The organism is Streptomyces sp. NBC_00443, from assembly GCF_036014175.1.
Taxonomy (GTDB): Bacteria; Actinomycetota; Actinomycetes; order Streptomycetales; family Streptomycetaceae; genus Streptomyces.
The window spans coordinates 4,047,537-4,063,969 of sequence record NZ_CP107917.1 but is presented as its reverse complement, the minus strand read 5'-3'; the positions used below and the strand labels follow the sequence as shown (position 1 = coordinate 4,063,969).

Below are 16,433 nucleotides of genomic sequence, written 5' to 3'. Positions count from 1 at the left end.
ACATGCACCAAGGGCTGCCCGCGGACACGCGCGTGCTGCGCGTTCTCGTCACCTCCTCGATGCTCTCGAAGGTCGCGGACTGGCAGATGGGCATCGTCATTCCGCTGGCGGTGCTCGCGGAGTCGGACTCCGTCGCCCTGGCGCTGGTCTCGTTCGCGCTGCGCGGTGTCTCCTACGTCGCCTCGCCCTTCCTGGGTGCGCTGATCGACAGCTTCGACAAGCGGACGATCTACGTACTGGCCCAGCTGCAGCAGGCCATGTGTCTCGTCCTGCTGGCGGCCCTGCTGTCCAGCCGGCTGTCGGTGGCCGCGCTGGTGCTGCTCTCGGGCTTCGGCGGGGTCGCGAGCACCATCACCGGCCAGTTCGTGCTCATCCCGAAGTTGATCAGTGCGCCCGCCCGTCCCGTGGCCGTGGCCAAGCTGAACTCGGCGATCGAACTGTCGAAAGTTGTCGGGCTGGTGCTGGGCGGTACCGCCTTCGAGCTCCTCGGTCCTGCGCCGGCCTCGGTGTGCATCGCGGTCCTGTACCTGCTGGCGGGCTGCGTCGCGCTGCTACTTCCCCGGGTGGCATCCAGCCGCCAGAAGATGGACATCCGCCGGGACCTCGCGATCGGATTCCGCTGGGTCGGCCGCCGCGAGATCCTCTGGCTCGTGGTGACCATGTCGATGACGAACCTTGCCATCGGCCAGCTGGAGCCCGTCCTGATCACCGAGTTCGGGGACCAGGACATGAACAGCACCGTCATTTCGGCGGTGTTGGCAGTGGGCCTGCTCATGGGCGCCCTCGCAAGTCGCCTGGCGCCGGCCATCGCCCCCACATGGAGCCCCGAACGGACCATCCTGGCGGCCCAGTTGATCGCGTTCTTCGGCCTGGTCCTCGTGGCCACGCCACTGCTGCCGGTGCGGCTCGCCGGCTTCATGCTGGAGAGCTTCGCGGTCGCCGTGAGCAACGTGGCCTCGATCACCTACCGGCAGGAGACGATCCCCGCCGATGTCGCGGGCCGGGCCAACGCGACGATCCGGATGTTCATCACGGGGGCCTCCCCCCTCTCCGGATTTCTCTTCGCGTGGGCGAGCCGTTTCGACGGCTTCTGGTACTGGCTTCCCGCACTGGGCCTGTGGGGTGCCGCGATCCTGATCTGGGCCGTCTACACCCGCAGCAGCGAACCGGCCGCCCAGGAGGCGGACCTGGAAGGAGCCTCCCGTGGAAATCGCTGAGCTGGATCACGTCGTCGTCGCCACGGTGAACCGTGACGAGGCCGAGGAGCACGCCTGGACGGACAGCGACGTACCGGTCGACATCGTCAGGCTCGCCGAATCCGACGGTCTCGACGAGGCGACCCTGACCGCTCTGGGGTTCGTGGCACGTCCGCGCTGGATCAACTGGTGCGCTCCCCTGTGGGATTCCGCGACGGAGTTCGAGGCCGCACTCTCCGGCACCGAACGGCGCAACATCCGCCTGGGCCGCCGGTTCGTCCAGGACGAAGGGCTGCACATCAGCGTCCGGGTCGGACTGACTCCGCAGGTCGTGGACGAGTTCCTCGTGCTGTACGAACGCCAGATCGAGGCGATGCCGCGCGGGAAGAACTTCGCCCGCCGCTGGCGCGACCGTCTCCTCGCGGCGGGTCACGAGCACGTCAGCGTCTGCGTGTACGAAGGCGCCCGAATGATCGTCGGCTCGCTGTGGTGGATGCGCCCAGGGCAGTCCCTGCTGCAGATGCGTTTCTCCGCGGCCTCCGCCGACGCGCGCCTGAGCCGGGTGATGCGGGTCGCCTACATGGAGGCGTTCCACTTCGCACGCGAAAGCGGGTTGGCCTTCGCGTCCCTCGGCAACGACCCGTCCCTCTTCGGGCACGTCGTGCAGCCGGGACTGTTCACGTTCAAGAGCCGCTTCGGCTTCGCCCCCGTCCCCTCCCAGATACTCGACCCCAAGCTGGCGGGCGAACACGCCGACAGGTTTCTTACGTTGCGATCGCTCTCCGACCCCGCGCTCGTGGTGACGTGGGGACGGTACCGGGGCACAACACTGTCCTGGCCGGAGTCCGCGCAGGCCCCCGGCCACGATCTCCTCATCCTGTCGGCCGTACCCGACGAGGCGCTGACGGGCCGCTTCCGCACGGACGGTTTCCGGGAGGCCCGGTCCGTGACGGTGGTGTAGCCGGGTGGTCCACGTGTCGTCGCCGCCGTGTCTCGTCGCCTTCGAGGAGTGACACCGGCATTCCAGCAGGTCAGCGGAGACTGGACGGGACGTCGGGCATCGCAACCGGTCGGAGTACCGTCAGGGACTCTTCCTGGCGAGCCACCATCGCAAAGGAGAACCTGTCGATTTCCAAGCAGAGTTCGACATCGTCCGGGTGGTACCCGCTCCGCCGCCCAGCGGCGAGGTCCGCCGCGGCCCCAGAGGTCCTCGCGCGGTGGAGATACGGGGCCGCCTCGACATCGTCGCCGACGATGCGTTGACCAATGTATTCGGCGCAGGCCCGGTCCTCGTCGGCCTGGCCTCCCTCGCCGGTGACGACGAACGTCACCGGGCCGGAATCCATGGTCTGCAGATACCGCGCGGTCGGGCCGGCCACCACGAAGCTCGCGCACAGGACCAGCGGCGCGTTCGCGACGGCCAGAGCGCCCACGGTGCCTGCCGTCGTCTTCTGCACCAGCGTGCGCCCGGCGAAATCGCGGGACCTGAGCAGGCCGGGTGAGTTGACCGCGTCGAAGCCCGCAGCGGGAGCTCCGTCCTTCAGAGCCAGCCAGCCCGGCCTGCTCTCCTTCAAGGCAAGTGCCTCACTCTCCGTCGAGGCCAGGACGATCCTCTCGACGCCACGCGAGAAGGCCCAGGCAGCCACGGTGAAGGCGCGCATGACGTCGATGACGACAGCAACGCGGGGAACGTCGGTCAACTGCGGGATGCCAACGAAGTGATGGTCCATCGCAGCATTCTGAGGCCTTTGAATCATCCGAGGAGCAGGCTCTGTACGGTCATCAGCCCCGTCTCAAGCCATATGCGTACCGGCTTTTCGTCGTGTGAACGGCCTCGCGGTGCTGTCGGCGACGACGATCAAATGGGGCGCGTGGCGTGGCCGCAGTGCTGCCGCTGGCCTCCTTGATCAATTCCCCGGCCGGCCGGGGCTCTCCATCGTCAACTGCTGGAAAGGTCAAGGACATTGACCCACCCAACGCGCACCAGCAGAATGAGCGCGCATCCTTGAGAGCGCTCTCAGAGGCGAGGGAGAACCCATGAACGGCATGAACCACATGCACGACATGAATCGCATGAACCGCGTGAACGGCATGCAGGGGCCGGCGCTGAGTCGCCGCGCGCTCATGGGTACCGGCTTGGGCCTTGGCGTCGTGGCCCTCGCGGGGACCGGCGCCGGCGCCGCCCACGCCGTGCCTTCCGCATCCCCTCGGCGGCGAGGACTCGTCTTCCTCGCCGCCGCCTTGGACGCCTACCCCGATCACGGCCCCATCCGTCTCGCCCAGAGCTACAGCGATGAAGCCGGTCTGTTCAGTACCGCCTTCACCTACGACAACGCCCTCGCGATCCTCGCCCTCCTCGCCACCCGCACCGCGGACGGGCGGGACCGCGCCGTTCTGCTCGGGGACGCGCTGCTGTACGCCCAGCAGCACGACCCGGTGCACGACGACGGCCGGCTTCGGCAGGGGTACAACGTCGGGCCGTACACCTTCTACGACGGCTCACGGCAGCCGGACGGGTTCGTGCGGGCGGACGGGGCCGCCAATGTCGGGACGCAGTTCGGGTTCACGGGGACGGCCGTGGGGGACATGGCCTGGGCCGGGATCGCGCTCAGTGCGCTCGCGCGGCGGACGGGGGAGCGGCGGTTCCTGGGCGGTGCCGTGCGGATCGGGGAGTGGATCGAGCGGAACGGGCGTACCGATGAACCCCTGGGCGGGTACAAGTTCGGGGTCAACGGCGCCGACGAGAAGTTGCCCTTCACCTCCACCGAGCACAACACCGACCTCCTCTGCCTCTTCGGCCGGCTCGCCCGGCTCACGGGGGACAGGGTGTGGGCGGCGCGGCGGGCGTGTGCCGAGGCGTTCGTCATGAGGATGTGGGAGCCGGCCGGCGGCTTCTTCTACACCGGCACCAACGACGGGGTGACCGTCAACAAGTCGCCGATCCCCGAGGACACCCAGACCTGGACCCACCTCGCCCTCGACTCCCGTGCCCACGCCCGGTCGCTGGACTGGGCCGCGCGCGAACTGGCCGTCCTCGACCACGCCGGGCGACGCAACAGCACGGTGCCGGCGGGGCAGTCGTACGACGGCGTCACCTTCAGCTCCGCCAGTCTCCTCGCCGACGAGGACGCCCCGATCGCCGACTCCCAGCCCAAGCCCGACCGCAACGGCGTCTGGTTCGAGGGGACCGCTCACCTCGCGCTCGCCCTGCGGGACCGGCACCGGCGCGGTGACGAGGCGCGTGCGCGGCGGCTGCTCGACTCCATCGAGCGGGCCCAAGACCTGCTCGGCGGGGGACAGACCGTCGGCGGGCGGGCGCTTCCCGAGCGGGCGGGGGTCGTGTCGGCCAGCAGCCCGCTCGACACGGGGTTCGGATTCGGGTACTACCCGTATCGGCACGTGGGGGCGACCGCCTGGTATCTGATGGCGGCCACGCGCTCCAACCCGCTGCGGGTCTGAGCCGGTCCTCCTCCCGAGGCCCGAACACGCCGGTCGCCGTCACCCTCGCTCCATCCCGTGCTCCGGTGTGCCCGCCGCGCGAGAATGGGAGCGGTGGGAGTGATGGCTGAGATGAGTGACTCCGGTACGCCGCTCGCCAAGAAGATCGGCATCAAGCCGGGCCACCGGGTCCGGCTCCGTCACGCGCCGGACCGGTGGGACATCCCCGGGCTGCCGGAGGGCTGCGACGTGGCCGCGGGCGGCCCGCGGGCGCCGATGTCGCCGTCGCGTTCCATCGGTCGTACGGCGATCTGGTCGCCGAAGCGGCCGGGCTGGTCGGTGACCTCGACGATGACGCCATGCTCTGGATCGCCTGGCCCCGGCGCGCGGCCGGCCATGTCAGCGACATCACGGAGAACGGGTTGCGGGAGCTCTTCCTCCCGCTCGGCGTGGTCGATGTGAAGGTCGCTGCGCTGGGGGAGGACTGGTCGGGGCTGAAGTTCGTGCGGCGCAGGGAGAATCGTCGTAACAGTCGTAGCCCTCGTACGTAGCCCGCCGATCGCCCTGTGAGAAGGCGAACTTGAGACCTCTTTACCGTGAACCACTGGCATCTCGGCGGTAATCGCAGCCGGGACGATGTGAGGGCAGGGTATGACGGAACCGAGGATCGCTGTCGCCGTGGTGACCATGGGGAACCGCCCCGCCGAGGTCGACGCGCTGCTCGAGTCCGTGGCCGAGCAGGACCTCGCCCCCGAGCGGATCGTCGTCGTCGGCAACGGCTGCCCGCTGCCCGAGTTCGCCGAACGGCTGGCGCTGCCCGGCGAGGTCACGCCCATCGAGCTCGACGAGAACCTCGGCTGCCCGGGCGGACGGAACGCGGGCCTCGCCCGACTGCGCGACTTCGGGGACGTCGACGTCGTGGTCGAGGTGGACGACGACGGTCTCCTCGTCGACACCGACGTGCTGCGGCGGGTGCCGGACCTGTACGCCGCCGACGGCCGGCTCGGCATCGTCGGCTTTCGCATCGCCGACGAGCACGGCGAGACAGAGCAGCGGCACGTGCCCAGGATCGGCAAGTCGGATCCGCTGCGGGGCGGATACGTCACGGGGTTCCTCGGCGGCGGGCACGCGCTGCGCATGGCGATGCTGGCCGAGACGGGGGACTGGCCGGCCGAGTTCTTCTTCGCCCATGAGGAGACCGACCTGGCCTGGCGGGCCGTCGACGCGGGCTGGCGCATCCTCTACGCGCCCGAACTCCTCCTCCAGCACCCGAAGACCTCGCCCGCCCGGCACGCCATCTACTACCGCGTGAACGCCCGCAACCGGGTCTGGCTGACCCGCCGCCGACTGCCCCTCGCGCTGATTCCCGTGCATCTCGGCCTGTGGGTGCTCCTCACCCTCGTACGCAACCGCTCGTCGCTCGCGGGCCTGCGCGCCTGGTTCGGCGGCTTCCTGGAGGGCGTCCGGGAACCGGCCGGTGAGCGGCGGCCCATGCGATGGCACACGGTGTGGCGGCTCTGCCGGCTGGGACGGCCACCGGTCATCTGAGGGCCGGGCCGGGGAGGGAAGGGGACGCGGGTCCCGGTCGTTCACCTCTGCCGACCGGGACCCGCATACGTCCCCGAATCCGGCCGCGGCGGCGACACTCCCCCGAGTTACGCGTCGTACGCGCGCACCGTCGGGCCAGATCCGATGAAGTGATCACATCAGGCCACACCAACGGATCGCTAACATGTGGCCAACGATGCTCCGTTTCGGCGCCGTTCAGTTGGCGCGAAGTCGACGGACGGTGACGGGAGAAGGCCAGGACGGAACGGATCTTGGCCGAGGAGCGTCGTGAAGGGTGTGGCGGGAAACCGTCGTACATGGGTTGTGCATGGGTTGCACATCGGTCACACACAAGGGCGTGGGCCCGTCGCGTGGGAAGGCAGTGGCGGCGTGAAGCGGTACGGGCTGCGGTTCGGACTGCTGGGGCCGGCGGTCGTGTTCGAGGCGGGGACGGACGACGGCTCCTCCGAGTCCCGCGCCGGCCGGAGCCCCGGCGACGACGCGCCGAGCGTGTCCGACCGTGTCGTCCGGACCATCCGCAGCCCCAAGGTGCGGGCCCTGCTCGCCACGCTGCTGCTCGAAGGCGGCCGGGTCGTCTCCGTCGAGTCGCTGACGGACGTGCTGTGGGGCGGGGCGCCGCCCCCGTCGGCGCGGGCCTCGCTGCACAACCACGTGGCCCGGCTACGGCGACTTCTCGACGACCCCGAACGGCTGCGGGCGGTGCCGCCCGGCTATGTCCTGCGTGTCGACGAGGGCGAGCTGGACGTCGACGTCTTCGTGACCGGCGTCGCCGCGGCCCGCGTCGCCCATGCCGGCCGGGACTGGGAGCGCACGCTGCGTGAGAGTACGGCGGCGCTCGCACTGTGGCGCGGTACGCCCCTGGCCGGCCTGCCCGCCGAGGTGGGTGGATACGCGCTCGTCCGGCGCCTGGCGGAGGCGCGGCTCCTGCTCCTGGAGTGGCGCTACGACGCCGAGCTGACCGTGGCCGGGCCACGCGTCGACGCCCTGGTACCCGAGCTTGCGGCCCTGGCCGCCGAGCATCCCTTGCGGGAGTCCTTCCACCGCCACCTGATGCTCGCCCTCCACCGCACGGGCCGACGGGCCGAGGCCCTGGCCGTCCATCGTGATCTGCGCACGCGGCTGATCGAGGAGCTGGGGGTGGAGCCGGGGGCGGGGGTTCGGGAGGCGCATGTGGAGGTGTTGCGTGGGGGGTCGGACGGGGGACGCGCGGGGTTGCTGCGTGGAGGTTCGGAGCGTGAGGTCGGGCGGGAGCCGCGCGGGGGTGGCGACCCGGCGCGCGATGCTGTCGGCTCTGCCGTCACCCACACCGACGACGTGGCCCGCAGTGCCGCGAACCCTGACGCTACGCGCGAAGACGACACGACCCGGCGGCCCGCGCAAGCCGATGCCCTCGCTGAGGGGGAGACCCCGGCCGGCCCGCCTGGACCACCCCGCCCCGCCCAACTTCCCCCACCACCGGCCCACTTCACCGGCCGTACGGCCGTACTCGCCGACCTGCGTCGCACCCTAGCCCCCACGACTGCACCCACCCCCGTCATCACCGTCGCCGTCCTCAGCGGCATGCCCGGCGTCGGCAAGAGCGCCCTCGCGCTACAGGCCGCACATGGGCTGGCGAATCGTTTCCCCGACGGTCAGCTCTACGTCAACCTGCACGGCGCCACCCCCGGCATGCCCCCGCTCACCCCCGGTCAGGCCCTCACCGCACTCCTCCGCGACCTCGGCGCCGACCCACGCTCCATCCCCGAACACCCCGACGCGGCAGCCGCGTTGCTGCGCTCCCTGCTCGCACCTACCCGCACGCTCATGATCCTGGACGACGCCGCCAACGCCGCCCAGGTACGCCCGCTGCTCCCGGCCGGCCCCGGCTGCGCGGTGATCGTCACCAGCCGCTCCCCGCTGACGGCGCTGGACGGCGTCCGGCGCTTCCCGTTGACGCCCCTCACCGCCGAGGAGAGCGTGGCACTGCTGCGCGCGGCTTCGGGGCGCGACGGCTTCGACAGCGGCGTCCGCCAAGCCGACGACGGCCGCGATGCCCGTACCGAGCACGACCGCCCCGTTGGACGGGGGACCTTCGACGCCGGCCACCAAACCATCGCCGGCGAGGCGCAGGAGCAGGCTGACGAGGACTGTGTGCGTGTCGCCGAAGCCCAAGCGGCCGGTAGCGGGGGCCGTGCGTCCGGCAGCACGGGCCCTGAGCTTGCAGGCGAGGTCCGCACACCTGGCGGCGAAGCCAACGCGCCGGCCTGCAACGGCCCAGCGCCCACCGACGACGGCCGCACACTCGACAGTGAAGCGCAGGCCCCCACCGGCAACGGCCCCGCACCCGTCAGCGACGGCCGCACACCCGGCGCCGAAGCCCAAGCCCCCACCACCGACGGCCCGGCCCCCACCGCCGAGGGCCTAGCCCTCACCACCGACGGCCTCGCCCCCACCACAGAGTCCCCCACACCCCCCATCCACCCCCTGATCGCCCTAACCGGCGGCCTCCCCCTGGCCCTCCGTGTCGTCGCCGCCAGGCTCGCCGCCCGGAGTGCGCTCACCCCCGACGTACTGGCCGGGCAACTGGCCGCTGCTGAGAGCCGGTTGCATCACCTGGAGTACGACGACCTGAGCGTCCGCCGCTCCCTTGCCGTCGCCCACGACGCCCTCGCCGCCTCCGAACACGAGCTTGACCGGGACGCGGCCCTCGCCCTGCGCCGTATCGGCGCCGTCGACCTGCCCGCGTACGGCGCACCCCTGCTGGCCCGCCTGACCGGCACCGACGAACGCCGCGCCGAAGCCGCACTCGACCGGCTCGTGGACGTGGCCCTCCTGGAGGAGACGGCGTACGGCCGCTACGCCCCCCACGACCTCGTACGCGACTTCGCCCGCGAACTCGCCGGCGCCGGCGCCGAGGGCGAAGCCGACGTCACCGGGACCGCCCTGCGTTGGTACGCCGCCGTAGCCGAACGCACCCTCACCGCCATCGTCGAACCCGGCCTCGACCAGGACGACCGCCGTCGCCCGACCCCGACCCAACAGCCGGAGCACACGACGACCGTCGCCACGGTGCCCCCCTTCCCCGGCCCCGAAGCCGCCTTCGCCTGGGGCGACTCGGAACTGGAGAACATCGTCGCGCTGGTGGAGCAGTACGGCGGCGACGACGGATCCAACCGCCGGACAACCACAACCCCGACCCCGACCCCGAGCCCGACCACCCCAACCACAACCACCGCCCCCCTCTCCACCCTCATCCGCCTCCTCTTCCCCTACCTCCAGCGCAGCGGCCACGTTGCCGAAATGGAGCTGCTGGGCCGGACCGCACTCCGTCTGGCGACGCGGCTCGGGGACGACGCGGCCGAGGCATACGCTCTGGGCGACCTCGCCGGCCTGCACTTCCTGACCGGCCGCCACACCGAGGCCCTGCACCTCAACGACCGCGCCCTGGCGATCTGGCGGCGTCTCGAAGTCGTTTCCTGGATGCGCCGCTGCCTCAACAACCGCGGCCTACTGCTCGAAGGGCTCGGCCGCTACGACGAGTCGGGGGAGGCGCTGCGCCAGAGCCTGGAGTACTCAAGGCAGTTGAACGACCCGCACGGCGAGGCGGTGACCTACAGCCATCTCGGCAACCTGTACGAGCACACCGACCCCCGGGCGGCCATCGAGCAGCACCGCCGCTCACTCGCCATCGGCGACGAGACCGGCAACGTCATCGTGCAGCACTCGGCCCACTGCAACATCGGCTACGCCCACCTCACCCTCGGCGAACCGGCCGCAGCCGCCGCGCACTTCGAGGAAAGCCTGCGCATCCTCGGCGGCCACGGCGACTGGCACGGCGAGTCCCAGACCCGTCTCGGCCTGGTCCGCGCCCTGCGTCTCCTCGGCCACACCGACCGCGCCACCCACGCCTGCGCAGAACTCCTCACCCGGGCCGACGCCCGAGCCGACCGTTACATGGGCGGCCTGGCCCGGCACCAGTACGGCCTGCTGCTGCGGGAACTGAGCCGTGTCCAGGCCGCGCACGCCGAATGGCGCACGGCTCTCGACCTGCTGGACGGCACCGACGAGAAGGCGGTCGTCGAGGAGCTCCGCAGCCTGCTGGGCCACACCCGGTGATCACTTCGCATCCGCATAACACTCCACCACCGCCGTAGTGAACGGAAACCGCACCGGCGTCTCTCCGAACGTCAGCCGCCCCGCCAGCTCCGCCGCCTCACGGATCGCCGTCACGACCGTCTCTGCCTCCTCCTCGGGACAGTGCACGATCACCTCGTCGTGCTGGAAGAAGACCAGTTCCGCCGCCAGGTCCGCGCAGGCCCGCCGCAGCGCCGCGAGCAGCAGGAGGGTCCAGTCGGCGGCGCTGCCCTGGACGACAAAGTTACGGGCGAAGCGGCCCCGGGCGCGGGCGTTGGTGGAGGCGTAGCCCCGCCCCCACTCCTGTGACCCGGAGCCCTCGGCGGCCTCGTCCTGCGCGTCCGGCACCGGAATCCCCGCCTCCTCGGCGGCGTCGTCCGTCGCCCCGGCCGCCGGCGGACATGTCCGCCCCAGCCAGGTCCGCACGAGCCGCCCCTCCTCACCGGCCCGCGCCGCGTCGTCGACGTAGGCCACCGCCTTGGGAAAACGGCGTCTGAGCGCGGCGAGGTTCTTGAGCCCGTCGCCGGAGGTCTGGCCATAGACGGCGCCCAGTACGGCGAGCTTGGCCTGTTCGCGGTCGCCGGAGAAGGCGCGGTCCGACACCGACTGGTACAGGTCGGTCTCCCGTCCGGCCACCTCCATCAGGCCGGGGTCACGGGAGATCGCGGCGAGCACGCGCGGTTCCATCTGGTCGGCGTCCGCCACCACGAGCCTCCAGCCCGGGTCGGCGACCACAGCACGCCGGATGACCTTGGGAATCTGCAGCGCGCCCCCGCCGTTGGTCACCCACCGCCCGGTCACCGTCCCGCCGGCGAGGAACTCCGGTCTGAACCGCCCGTCGCGCACCCAGTCCTGCAGCCAGGACCAGCCGTGGGCCACCCAGATCCGGTACAGCTTCTTGTACTCGACGAGCGGCTTCACCGCCGGATGGTCGAGGGACTCGATCTCCCAGCGACGGGTCGATCTGATCTTGATCCCGGCCTGCGCGAAGGCCTTGATGACGTCCGCGGGCAGATCGGGCCGCACCCGGCGACCGAAGGCCGCGGACACCTCGTCGGCCAGCTCGGCCAGCCGCCGCGGCTCCCCGCCCCCGGCATACCGCTCACCGAGCAGCTCGTGCAGCACCCGGCGGTGCACCTCGGCGCTCCACGGCAGCCCGGCCCGGTTCATCTCGGCGGCGACCAGCATCCCCGCCGACTCGGCCGCGGTCAGCAGCCGCATCCGCGCCGGATGCCCGGCCTTGTCGTGCCGGCGCTGCTGGTCGGCGTAGACCTCGACGAGGTCGGCGAGCGGCACATGGACCGCCTGCGGCTCGAAGAGGGAGGACTGCGAGCCGCGTTCGGCGGAGCGCTGGGGCGGATCGGGCGGCACGGGGCGCCCGCGCAGCCGGGCGAGGGCTGCGGCGGCCGATCTCGGTTCCCCCGACCGCCCCTCGTGACCCAGCAGAAGGGTCTCGGCGTCCTCGATGTCGTAGCACCGCTCCACTCGCACCCCCGTGGCGAGCAGGCGCGGATACACCTCGGGGGTGGACCGCCACACCCACCGCGCGACATCGGGCCGTCCCCGCACGGCCTGAGCGAGGTCCGCCTCCCGGCGCACCGGCCCCGCGGGCAGCCCGTCCGGACCGAGGGGGGCGACCTCCACGCCACCGTCCTCGGCCGGAGCGAGCGCCCACCGGTCGGTCATGCTGCGAGTGTGGCACCCGGGTCTGACAACGGCCTCAGCCCTGCGCCTCGCCCGGCTCGCCCTGTGCCTCGCCCTGCTCGCGGGACTCCTTGCTCGTCTGCTCACCGCTCTGCAGGAACTGCGAGAGCAGCTCGACCACGTAGTCCTCCACCGCCTGCTTGGTGAGACCGAGGCCGGACAGGACGCCGGTGCCGTTCTCGAACTCCAGCAGGGCCAGCAGCATGTGCTCGGTGCCGACGTAGTTGTGGCCGAGACGCAGCGCTTCGCGGAAGGTCAGCTCCAGCACCTTCTTGGCGTCCGAGCCGTAGGGGACGAGCTCGGGCACCTCCTCGACGGCGGGCGGCAGTGCCGCGGTGGCGGCCTGGCGTACGGAGTCCAGGAGCACGCCCTGTGCCGTGATCGCCTTCGCGGCCAGGCCGTCGGGGTCGGCCAGCAGGCCGAGGACCAGGTGCTCCGGTCGGCCCTCGGAGTTGCGGGCCGCGATGGACTCGTTGTGGGCGGCCACCACCGCGCCCCGGGCCCGCGGCGTGTAGCGGCCGAAGCCCTGCTGGGGGTCGAGGTCGATCGACTCCTTCGGCACGAACCGCTTCTGCGCGGCCTGCCGCGTGACGCCCATGCTCTTGCCGATGTCGGTCCAGGAGGCGCCCGATCGCCGGGCCTGGTCCACGAAGTGGCCGATCAGGTGGTCGGCCACTTCGCCGAGGTGATCGCCGGCGATCACCGCGTCCTGGAGCTGGTCGAGGGGTTCGTGGTGGACCTTCTTGATGGCCGCGATGAGTTCGTCGAGACGTACGGATGACGTGATGGTCGGGTTCGTCGACATGTGTCAACCGTAGGTTGACAGTCCAGGAGTGTCAACCCGTGGTTGACATCATCCAGTAAGGGTGCCGCGGGCCCATCCCCGGCGGTCCCGTCGGCGCGGCGCCCGCCCCGTGGCACCATCGCCAGGTGAGCAGTACGAACAGTTCGAGCGGTACGCCCGGCCCCGTCGACCGGGCCTTCGAGCACGCCCTCTACGCCGACACCGACACCGCCCTGGACGGCGGCGCCTCCCTCCTCGCCGCCGACCCCACCGCGGACGCCGAACTCGCCGAGCGCGGCCGGGAGTTCGTCGCGGCGGCCTGGCGACGTGGCTGGCAGCCCGCCGATGTCGTACGGCTCGTGCGGCGCGAGCTGGAGGACGTACACGTACGGCTGGTCTCAGCGCTGATCCACGCGCAGCGGCCGTACGACCGCCCCCGCGGCCCCCGCTGGAACGCACAGCTCGACGACCTGCCCACCGAGGCCCCGCCCCGCACCGACCGCTTCTCGCACGCGAGCGCCGTCCTGGAGCTGTACCGCCTCCTGCTGCGCCTGCCCGCGCTGGAGCCCGTCGACGAACCGGCCGAGCAGACCGGCCCGGCCGCGCGGCGCCCCGGATCCGAGTCCCGCATGCTCACCCGCATCCGCGCGCTGCTCGCGAAGGCGGAGGCGACCGGGTTTCCGGAGGAGGCGGAGGCGCTCAGTGCCAAGGCGCAGGAACTGATGGCCCGGTACAGCATCGACGAGGCGCTGCTCTCGACCCGCACACAGGGCGCGAAGGACGCCCCCGGTGCCTGCCGGATCGGGGTGGAACCGCCGTACGAACAGGCGAAGGCGGTCCTGCTGGACGCGGTGGCGACCGCCAACCACTGCCGTGCCGTGTGGAACGAACCCTTCGGCTTCTCCACGGTCGTCGGTTTCGAGGCCGACCTGGAGGTGGTCGAGCTGCTCTACACCTCGCTGCTCGTGCAGGCCCAGACGGCCATGACGAAGGCGGAGGCGGCCCAGCGGGCGGGCGGCCGCAAGCGGACCAAGACCTTCCGACAGTCGTTCCTGGCGGCCTACGCCCACCGCATCGGCACCCGCCTGACCGAGGCGGCGCAGACACAGGTGACCCAGGACCTGCTCCCGGTGCTCGCCAACCGCGAGGTGGCGGTCACCGACCGCCTGGACCGCATGTTCCCGGAGACGACCACGACCCGCCTGCGCGGCGTCAGCGACGAGGCGGGCTGGGTGGAGGGTTCTCAGGCGGCCGAAAGGGCACAGGTGGCTCCCCGCCGGCCGCTTGGCTGAACCGCAGGACCGGCGTCAGTCGCCGGTCTGCTGGAAGCCGCTCACCGAGGCGTCCGGCGCCTTCCCGTCGCTCTTCAGCGCGACATCGCCGTACGACCACTTGAACCTCTGCGTCTTGGTGGACCCGGGCAGCCGGACCTTGACCGTCTCCACGGCGAGGCTCTTGCTACCGCCTTCCTCACCCCGGACGTAGGTGAGGGTGAAGGAGGTGGAGGCCTCCTTCACGAGCGTCGTTCTCGTCGACGCGGCGGCCCCGGCACCCTCGTCCGCCGCGACGGACGTCGTCGTGCCACCCGCGTCGAACTCGACGGCGGGCAGCCCGTCCAGGACGCACTCGCCGCCGCTGCGGTTGGTGACCGTGACGGGGACGTTGCCGGTGTCCCCGGCGGCGGGGGCGGCGTTGGCGGGCCCGAACTCGACGGCCAGCTCGCCGACACAGGCGGAACCGGCCTTGCTGTCCTGGGTCTCGCCGTCCCCGTCCCCGCCGTCGTCGCAGGCGGTCAGGAGGAGGGCCGCGGCGAGGGCGGTGACGGTGAGGAAGTGGCGCGCATGGGTCCTCTGGGAGTGACGTCGGTGAGCGGGCGGCGATCTCCGCACCGGTCATCGGTGACCGCCGCACGGCTCGGCAGCAGGTCACCGCACTGACCGGGCGGATCTCACCGATGGAACATCAGGATCCCAGACCGGCCGTAGGCAGCCCCGTCGGCAGCTTCCCGCCCTCCGACCTGGTGTACGTCTCGGCGCCGAGGCCGCCCTCCCAGGTCACCTTCAGCTGCGACTTGTCGACGGAGTCGACCATCCCGGTGGCAAGGCCCTTGCTGCCGTCGGTGCACTTCAAGCGGATCATCTTCATCCCGCCCTCCTCGCCGGCGGTCCCGCTGCACACGGTCCCGCCGGTCGCGAAGAGCCCGGCCTGCTTGCCGGTGACGACGAGCGCGACGGCCTTGCCGTCGGTCGTGGCGAGCCAGCTGCCCTCCAGTTCACCGGAGGCGGACGCCGATCCGCCTCCCGTACCGCCGCCGGTGTCGGCACCGGCGGTCGCGGAGGGGTCGGCCGAGGAGCCGTCCTTGGCGTCGGAGCCGCCGTCGCCGCTGCACCCGGTCAGGGCGAGCGCGCCGGCCAGGGCCGCGGCCGCGGCCACGGCCCGCACCCGCCGGCCGGACATCGTGCGCGTACGCGAGAAGGTCGCCGAGGTCACTGGAAGCTCCCAAGCTGTAGCGGTCGGCATACGGCCGAGTCGGCCAGGTGGCCGAAACGACCGCAGCAAGTTACCAGGGAGTCGCGTCCAGAGCTCCGGAACGTGCCGTACCTACCAGGACGCCTTGCGCACTCCCGGCAGATACCCGGCATGCGCCTGCTCCCGCAGACCCACCCGGGACAGCCCGAAGGCACGGAAGTAGCCGCGCGGCCGCCCGTCCACCTGGTCGCGGTTGCGTACGCGCGTGGCGCTCGCGTTCCGCGGCTGCCTGCTCAGCTCCCGCCGGGCGGCCAGCCGTTCGGCATCCGTGGACGAGGGCCGGCGGATGACCTCCTTCAGCTCGGCACGCCGGGCGGCGTACCGCTCGACGACCTCCTGCCGCTGCCGGTTCTTCGCGATCTTGCTCTTCTTGGCCATCAGACCTTCACTCCCCGGGCGCGGATCCGGGCGACGGCCGCCTCGACGCCGATGACGTCGATCGTCTTGATCCCCTTGGTGCTCAGCCGCAGCCGCACATACCGGCCCTCGCCGGGCAGCCAGTAGCGCTTGGTCTGGATGTTGGGATCGAAGCGGCGGGAGGTCCGCCGATGGGAGTGGGAAATCGTGTTGCCGAAGCCGGGCCGGGCGCCGGTCAGCATGCAGTGGGCGGACACGGGTGACGCACCTCTCCTCGCTCGCTACTGTTAATGGAATTCATTTTCAGTAAGATAGCAGCATGGCACGCAACGAACTCCGCCCGGTCATCAAGCTCCGGTCCACCGCCGGAACCGGCTTCACCTATGTGACCCGCAAGAACCGCCGCAACGACCCCGACCGCATGACCCTGCGCAAGTACGACCCGGTCGCCGGCCGCCACGTCGACTTCCGAGAGGAGCGCTGAGCACCGCCATGCGCAACGGAATCCACCCGTCCTACGGCCCCGTCGTCTTCCGCGACCGCGCCGCCAACCACGCCTTCCTCACCCGCTCGACGATGACCAGTGAGAAGACGATCGAGTGGGAGGACGGGGCGACCTACCCCGTCGTCGACGTCGAGATCTCGAACGTCAGCCACCCCTTCTACACGGGCACGGCCCGCGTCATGGACACGGCCGGCCGAGTCGAGCGCTTCGAGCGCCGCTACGGGAAGCAGGGCTGATC

At 71.4% G+C, this 16,433-nt stretch carries 16 protein-coding genes; 9 read left to right on the top strand and 7 right to left on the bottom strand.

Annotation, left to right across the window (positions count from 1 at the left end; all coding sequences use genetic code 11):
• Positions 1-2 precede the first annotated feature (2 nt).
• Both OHO27_RS18110 and OHO27_RS18105 read left to right on the top strand, forming a co-directional pair.
• Entirely contained in the window at positions 3-1,217 is a 1,215-nt protein-coding gene (locus tag OHO27_RS18110) for an MFS transporter (protein WP_328425170.1), read from the top strand.
• Positions 1,204-2,157: a GNAT family N-acetyltransferase gene (locus OHO27_RS18105; protein ID WP_328425168.1), complete on the top strand. Its 954-nt coding sequence runs from the start codon at positions 1,204-1,206 to the stop codon at positions 2,155-2,157. The genes OHO27_RS18110 and OHO27_RS18105 overlap by 14 nt, the downstream gene beginning before the upstream one ends.
• 70 nt (positions 2,158-2,227) lie before the next feature.
• Here the strand turns inward: OHO27_RS18105 and OHO27_RS18100 are convergent, their stop codons facing one another.
• The gene (locus OHO27_RS18100; RefSeq protein WP_328425166.1) at positions 2,228-2,926 is read right to left on the bottom strand and encodes a 2-phosphosulfolactate phosphatase; all 699 of its coding nucleotides are present in this window, start codon (positions 2,924-2,926) and stop codon (positions 2,228-2,230) included.
• A 316-nt stretch (positions 2,927-3,242) separates the two neighbouring features.
• Between OHO27_RS18100 and OHO27_RS18095 the strand changes: the two genes are divergently transcribed.
• The 4 genes from OHO27_RS18095 to OHO27_RS18080 all read left to right on the top strand — a co-directional run bounded on the left by OHO27_RS18095 (position 3,243) and on the right by OHO27_RS18080 (position 10,298).
• Entirely contained in the window at positions 3,243-4,655 is a 1,413-nt protein-coding gene (locus OHO27_RS18095) for a Tat pathway signal sequence domain protein (protein ID WP_443059710.1), read from the top strand.
• A gap of 194 nt (positions 4,656-4,849) precedes the next feature.
• The gene (locus OHO27_RS18090; protein ID WP_328425164.1) at positions 4,850-5,185 is read left to right on the top strand and encodes a DUF3052 domain-containing protein; all 336 of its coding nucleotides are present in this window, start codon (positions 4,850-4,852) and stop codon (positions 5,183-5,185) included.
• 100 nt (positions 5,186-5,285) lie between these two features.
• Positions 5,286-6,182 (top strand): glycosyltransferase family 2 protein, encoded by an 897-nt coding sequence (locus OHO27_RS18085; RefSeq protein WP_328425162.1) that lies wholly within the window; start codon positions 5,286-5,288, stop codon positions 6,180-6,182.
• 390 nt (positions 6,183-6,572) lie between these two features.
• Positions 6,573-10,298, top strand: a complete 3,726-nt coding sequence (locus OHO27_RS18080; protein WP_328425160.1) for a BTAD domain-containing putative transcriptional regulator — start codon at positions 6,573-6,575, stop codon at positions 10,296-10,298.
• Here the strand turns inward: OHO27_RS18080 and OHO27_RS18075 are convergent, their stop codons facing one another.
• Together OHO27_RS18075 and OHO27_RS18070 are read right to left on the bottom strand one after the other, a co-directional pair.
• Positions 10,299-12,002 (bottom strand): bifunctional 3'-5' exonuclease/DNA polymerase, encoded by a 1,704-nt coding sequence (locus tag OHO27_RS18075; protein WP_328425158.1) that lies wholly within the window; start codon positions 12,000-12,002, stop codon positions 10,299-10,301.
• 34 nt (positions 12,003-12,036) lie between these two features.
• Entirely contained in the window at positions 12,037-12,825 is a 789-nt protein-coding gene (locus OHO27_RS18070; protein ID WP_328425156.1) for a Clp protease N-terminal domain-containing protein, read from the bottom strand.
• A gap of 125 nt (positions 12,826-12,950) precedes the next feature.
• Between OHO27_RS18070 and OHO27_RS18065 the strand changes: the two genes are divergently transcribed.
• Positions 12,951-14,096, top strand: coding sequence for a DUF2786 domain-containing protein (locus OHO27_RS18065; RefSeq protein WP_328425154.1), 1,146 nt, complete (start codon positions 12,951-12,953; stop codon positions 14,094-14,096).
• Positions 14,097-14,111: 15 nt separating this feature from the next.
• Here OHO27_RS18065 and OHO27_RS18060 read toward each other — a convergent pair whose 3' ends face one another.
• The 4 genes from OHO27_RS18060 to rpmB form a co-directional block, all read right to left on the bottom strand.
• Complete coding sequence (locus tag OHO27_RS18060; protein ID WP_328425152.1) at positions 14,112-14,693, bottom strand: DUF4232 domain-containing protein; 582 nt, start codon at positions 14,691-14,693, stop codon at positions 14,112-14,114.
• 73 nt (positions 14,694-14,766) lie between these two features.
• Positions 14,767-15,261 (bottom strand): hypothetical protein, encoded by a 495-nt coding sequence (locus OHO27_RS18055; protein ID WP_328430474.1) that lies wholly within the window; start codon positions 15,259-15,261, stop codon positions 14,767-14,769.
• A gap of 144 nt (positions 15,262-15,405) precedes the next feature.
• A complete protein-coding gene (rpsN, locus tag OHO27_RS18050) occupies positions 15,406-15,711 on the bottom strand; it encodes a 30S ribosomal protein S14 (protein WP_328425150.1) in 306 nt (101 codons plus the stop codon).
• On the bottom strand, positions 15,711-15,947 hold the full coding sequence (gene rpmB / locus OHO27_RS18045; RefSeq protein ID WP_328425148.1) for a 50S ribosomal protein L28: 237 nt from the start codon (positions 15,945-15,947) through the stop codon (positions 15,711-15,713). Before rpmB ends, rpsN begins: the two co-directional genes overlap by 1 nt.
• 62 nt (positions 15,948-16,009) lie before the next feature.
• On the opposite strand from rpmB, the gene rpmG reads away from it, so the two are divergent.
• Positions 16,010-16,174: a 50S ribosomal protein L33 gene (gene rpmG / locus OHO27_RS18040; RefSeq protein WP_015658813.1), complete on the top strand. Its 165-nt coding sequence runs from the start codon at positions 16,010-16,012 to the stop codon at positions 16,172-16,174.
• A gap of 8 nt (positions 16,175-16,182) precedes the next feature.
• Positions 16,183-16,431: a type B 50S ribosomal protein L31 gene (locus OHO27_RS18035; RefSeq protein WP_328425145.1), complete on the top strand. Its 249-nt coding sequence runs from the start codon at positions 16,183-16,185 to the stop codon at positions 16,429-16,431.
• The last annotated feature ends 2 nt before the right edge of the window (positions 16,432-16,433 follow it).

Bases quoted from the DNA above. Each gene is read 5' to 3' on its own strand.
- OHO27_RS18095 (WP_443059710.1), top strand. From the start codon at position 3,243: ATGAACCACATGCACGACATGAATCGCATGAACCGCGTGAACGGCATG.
- OHO27_RS18075 (WP_328425158.1), bottom strand. From the start codon at position 12,002: ATGACCGACCGGTGGGCGCTCGCTCCGGCCGAGGACGGTGGCGTGGAG.
- OHO27_RS18035 (WP_328425145.1), top strand. From the start codon at position 16,183: ATGCGCAACGGAATCCACCCGTCCTACGGCCCCGTCGTCTTCCGCGAC.
- OHO27_RS18055 (WP_328430474.1), bottom strand. From the start codon at position 15,261: ATGTCCGGCCGGCGGGTGCGGGCCGTGGCCGCGGCCGCGGCCCTGGCC.
- OHO27_RS18085 (WP_328425162.1), top strand. From the start codon at position 5,286: ATGACGGAACCGAGGATCGCTGTCGCCGTGGTGACCATGGGGAACCGC.
- OHO27_RS18070 (WP_328425156.1), bottom strand. From the start codon at position 12,825: ATGTCGACGAACCCGACCATCACGTCATCCGTACGTCTCGACGAACTC.
- rpsN (WP_328425150.1), bottom strand. From the start codon at position 15,711: ATGGCCAAGAAGAGCAAGATCGCGAAGAACCGGCAGCGGCAGGAGGTC.
- OHO27_RS18110 (WP_328425170.1), top strand. From the start codon at position 3: ATGCACCAAGGGCTGCCCGCGGACACGCGCGTGCTGCGCGTTCTCGTC.
- rpmG (WP_015658813.1), top strand. From the start codon at position 16,010: ATGGCACGCAACGAACTCCGCCCGGTCATCAAGCTCCGGTCCACCGCC.
- OHO27_RS18100 (WP_328425166.1), bottom strand. From the start codon at position 2,926: ATGGACCATCACTTCGTTGGCATCCCGCAGTTGACCGACGTTCCCCGC.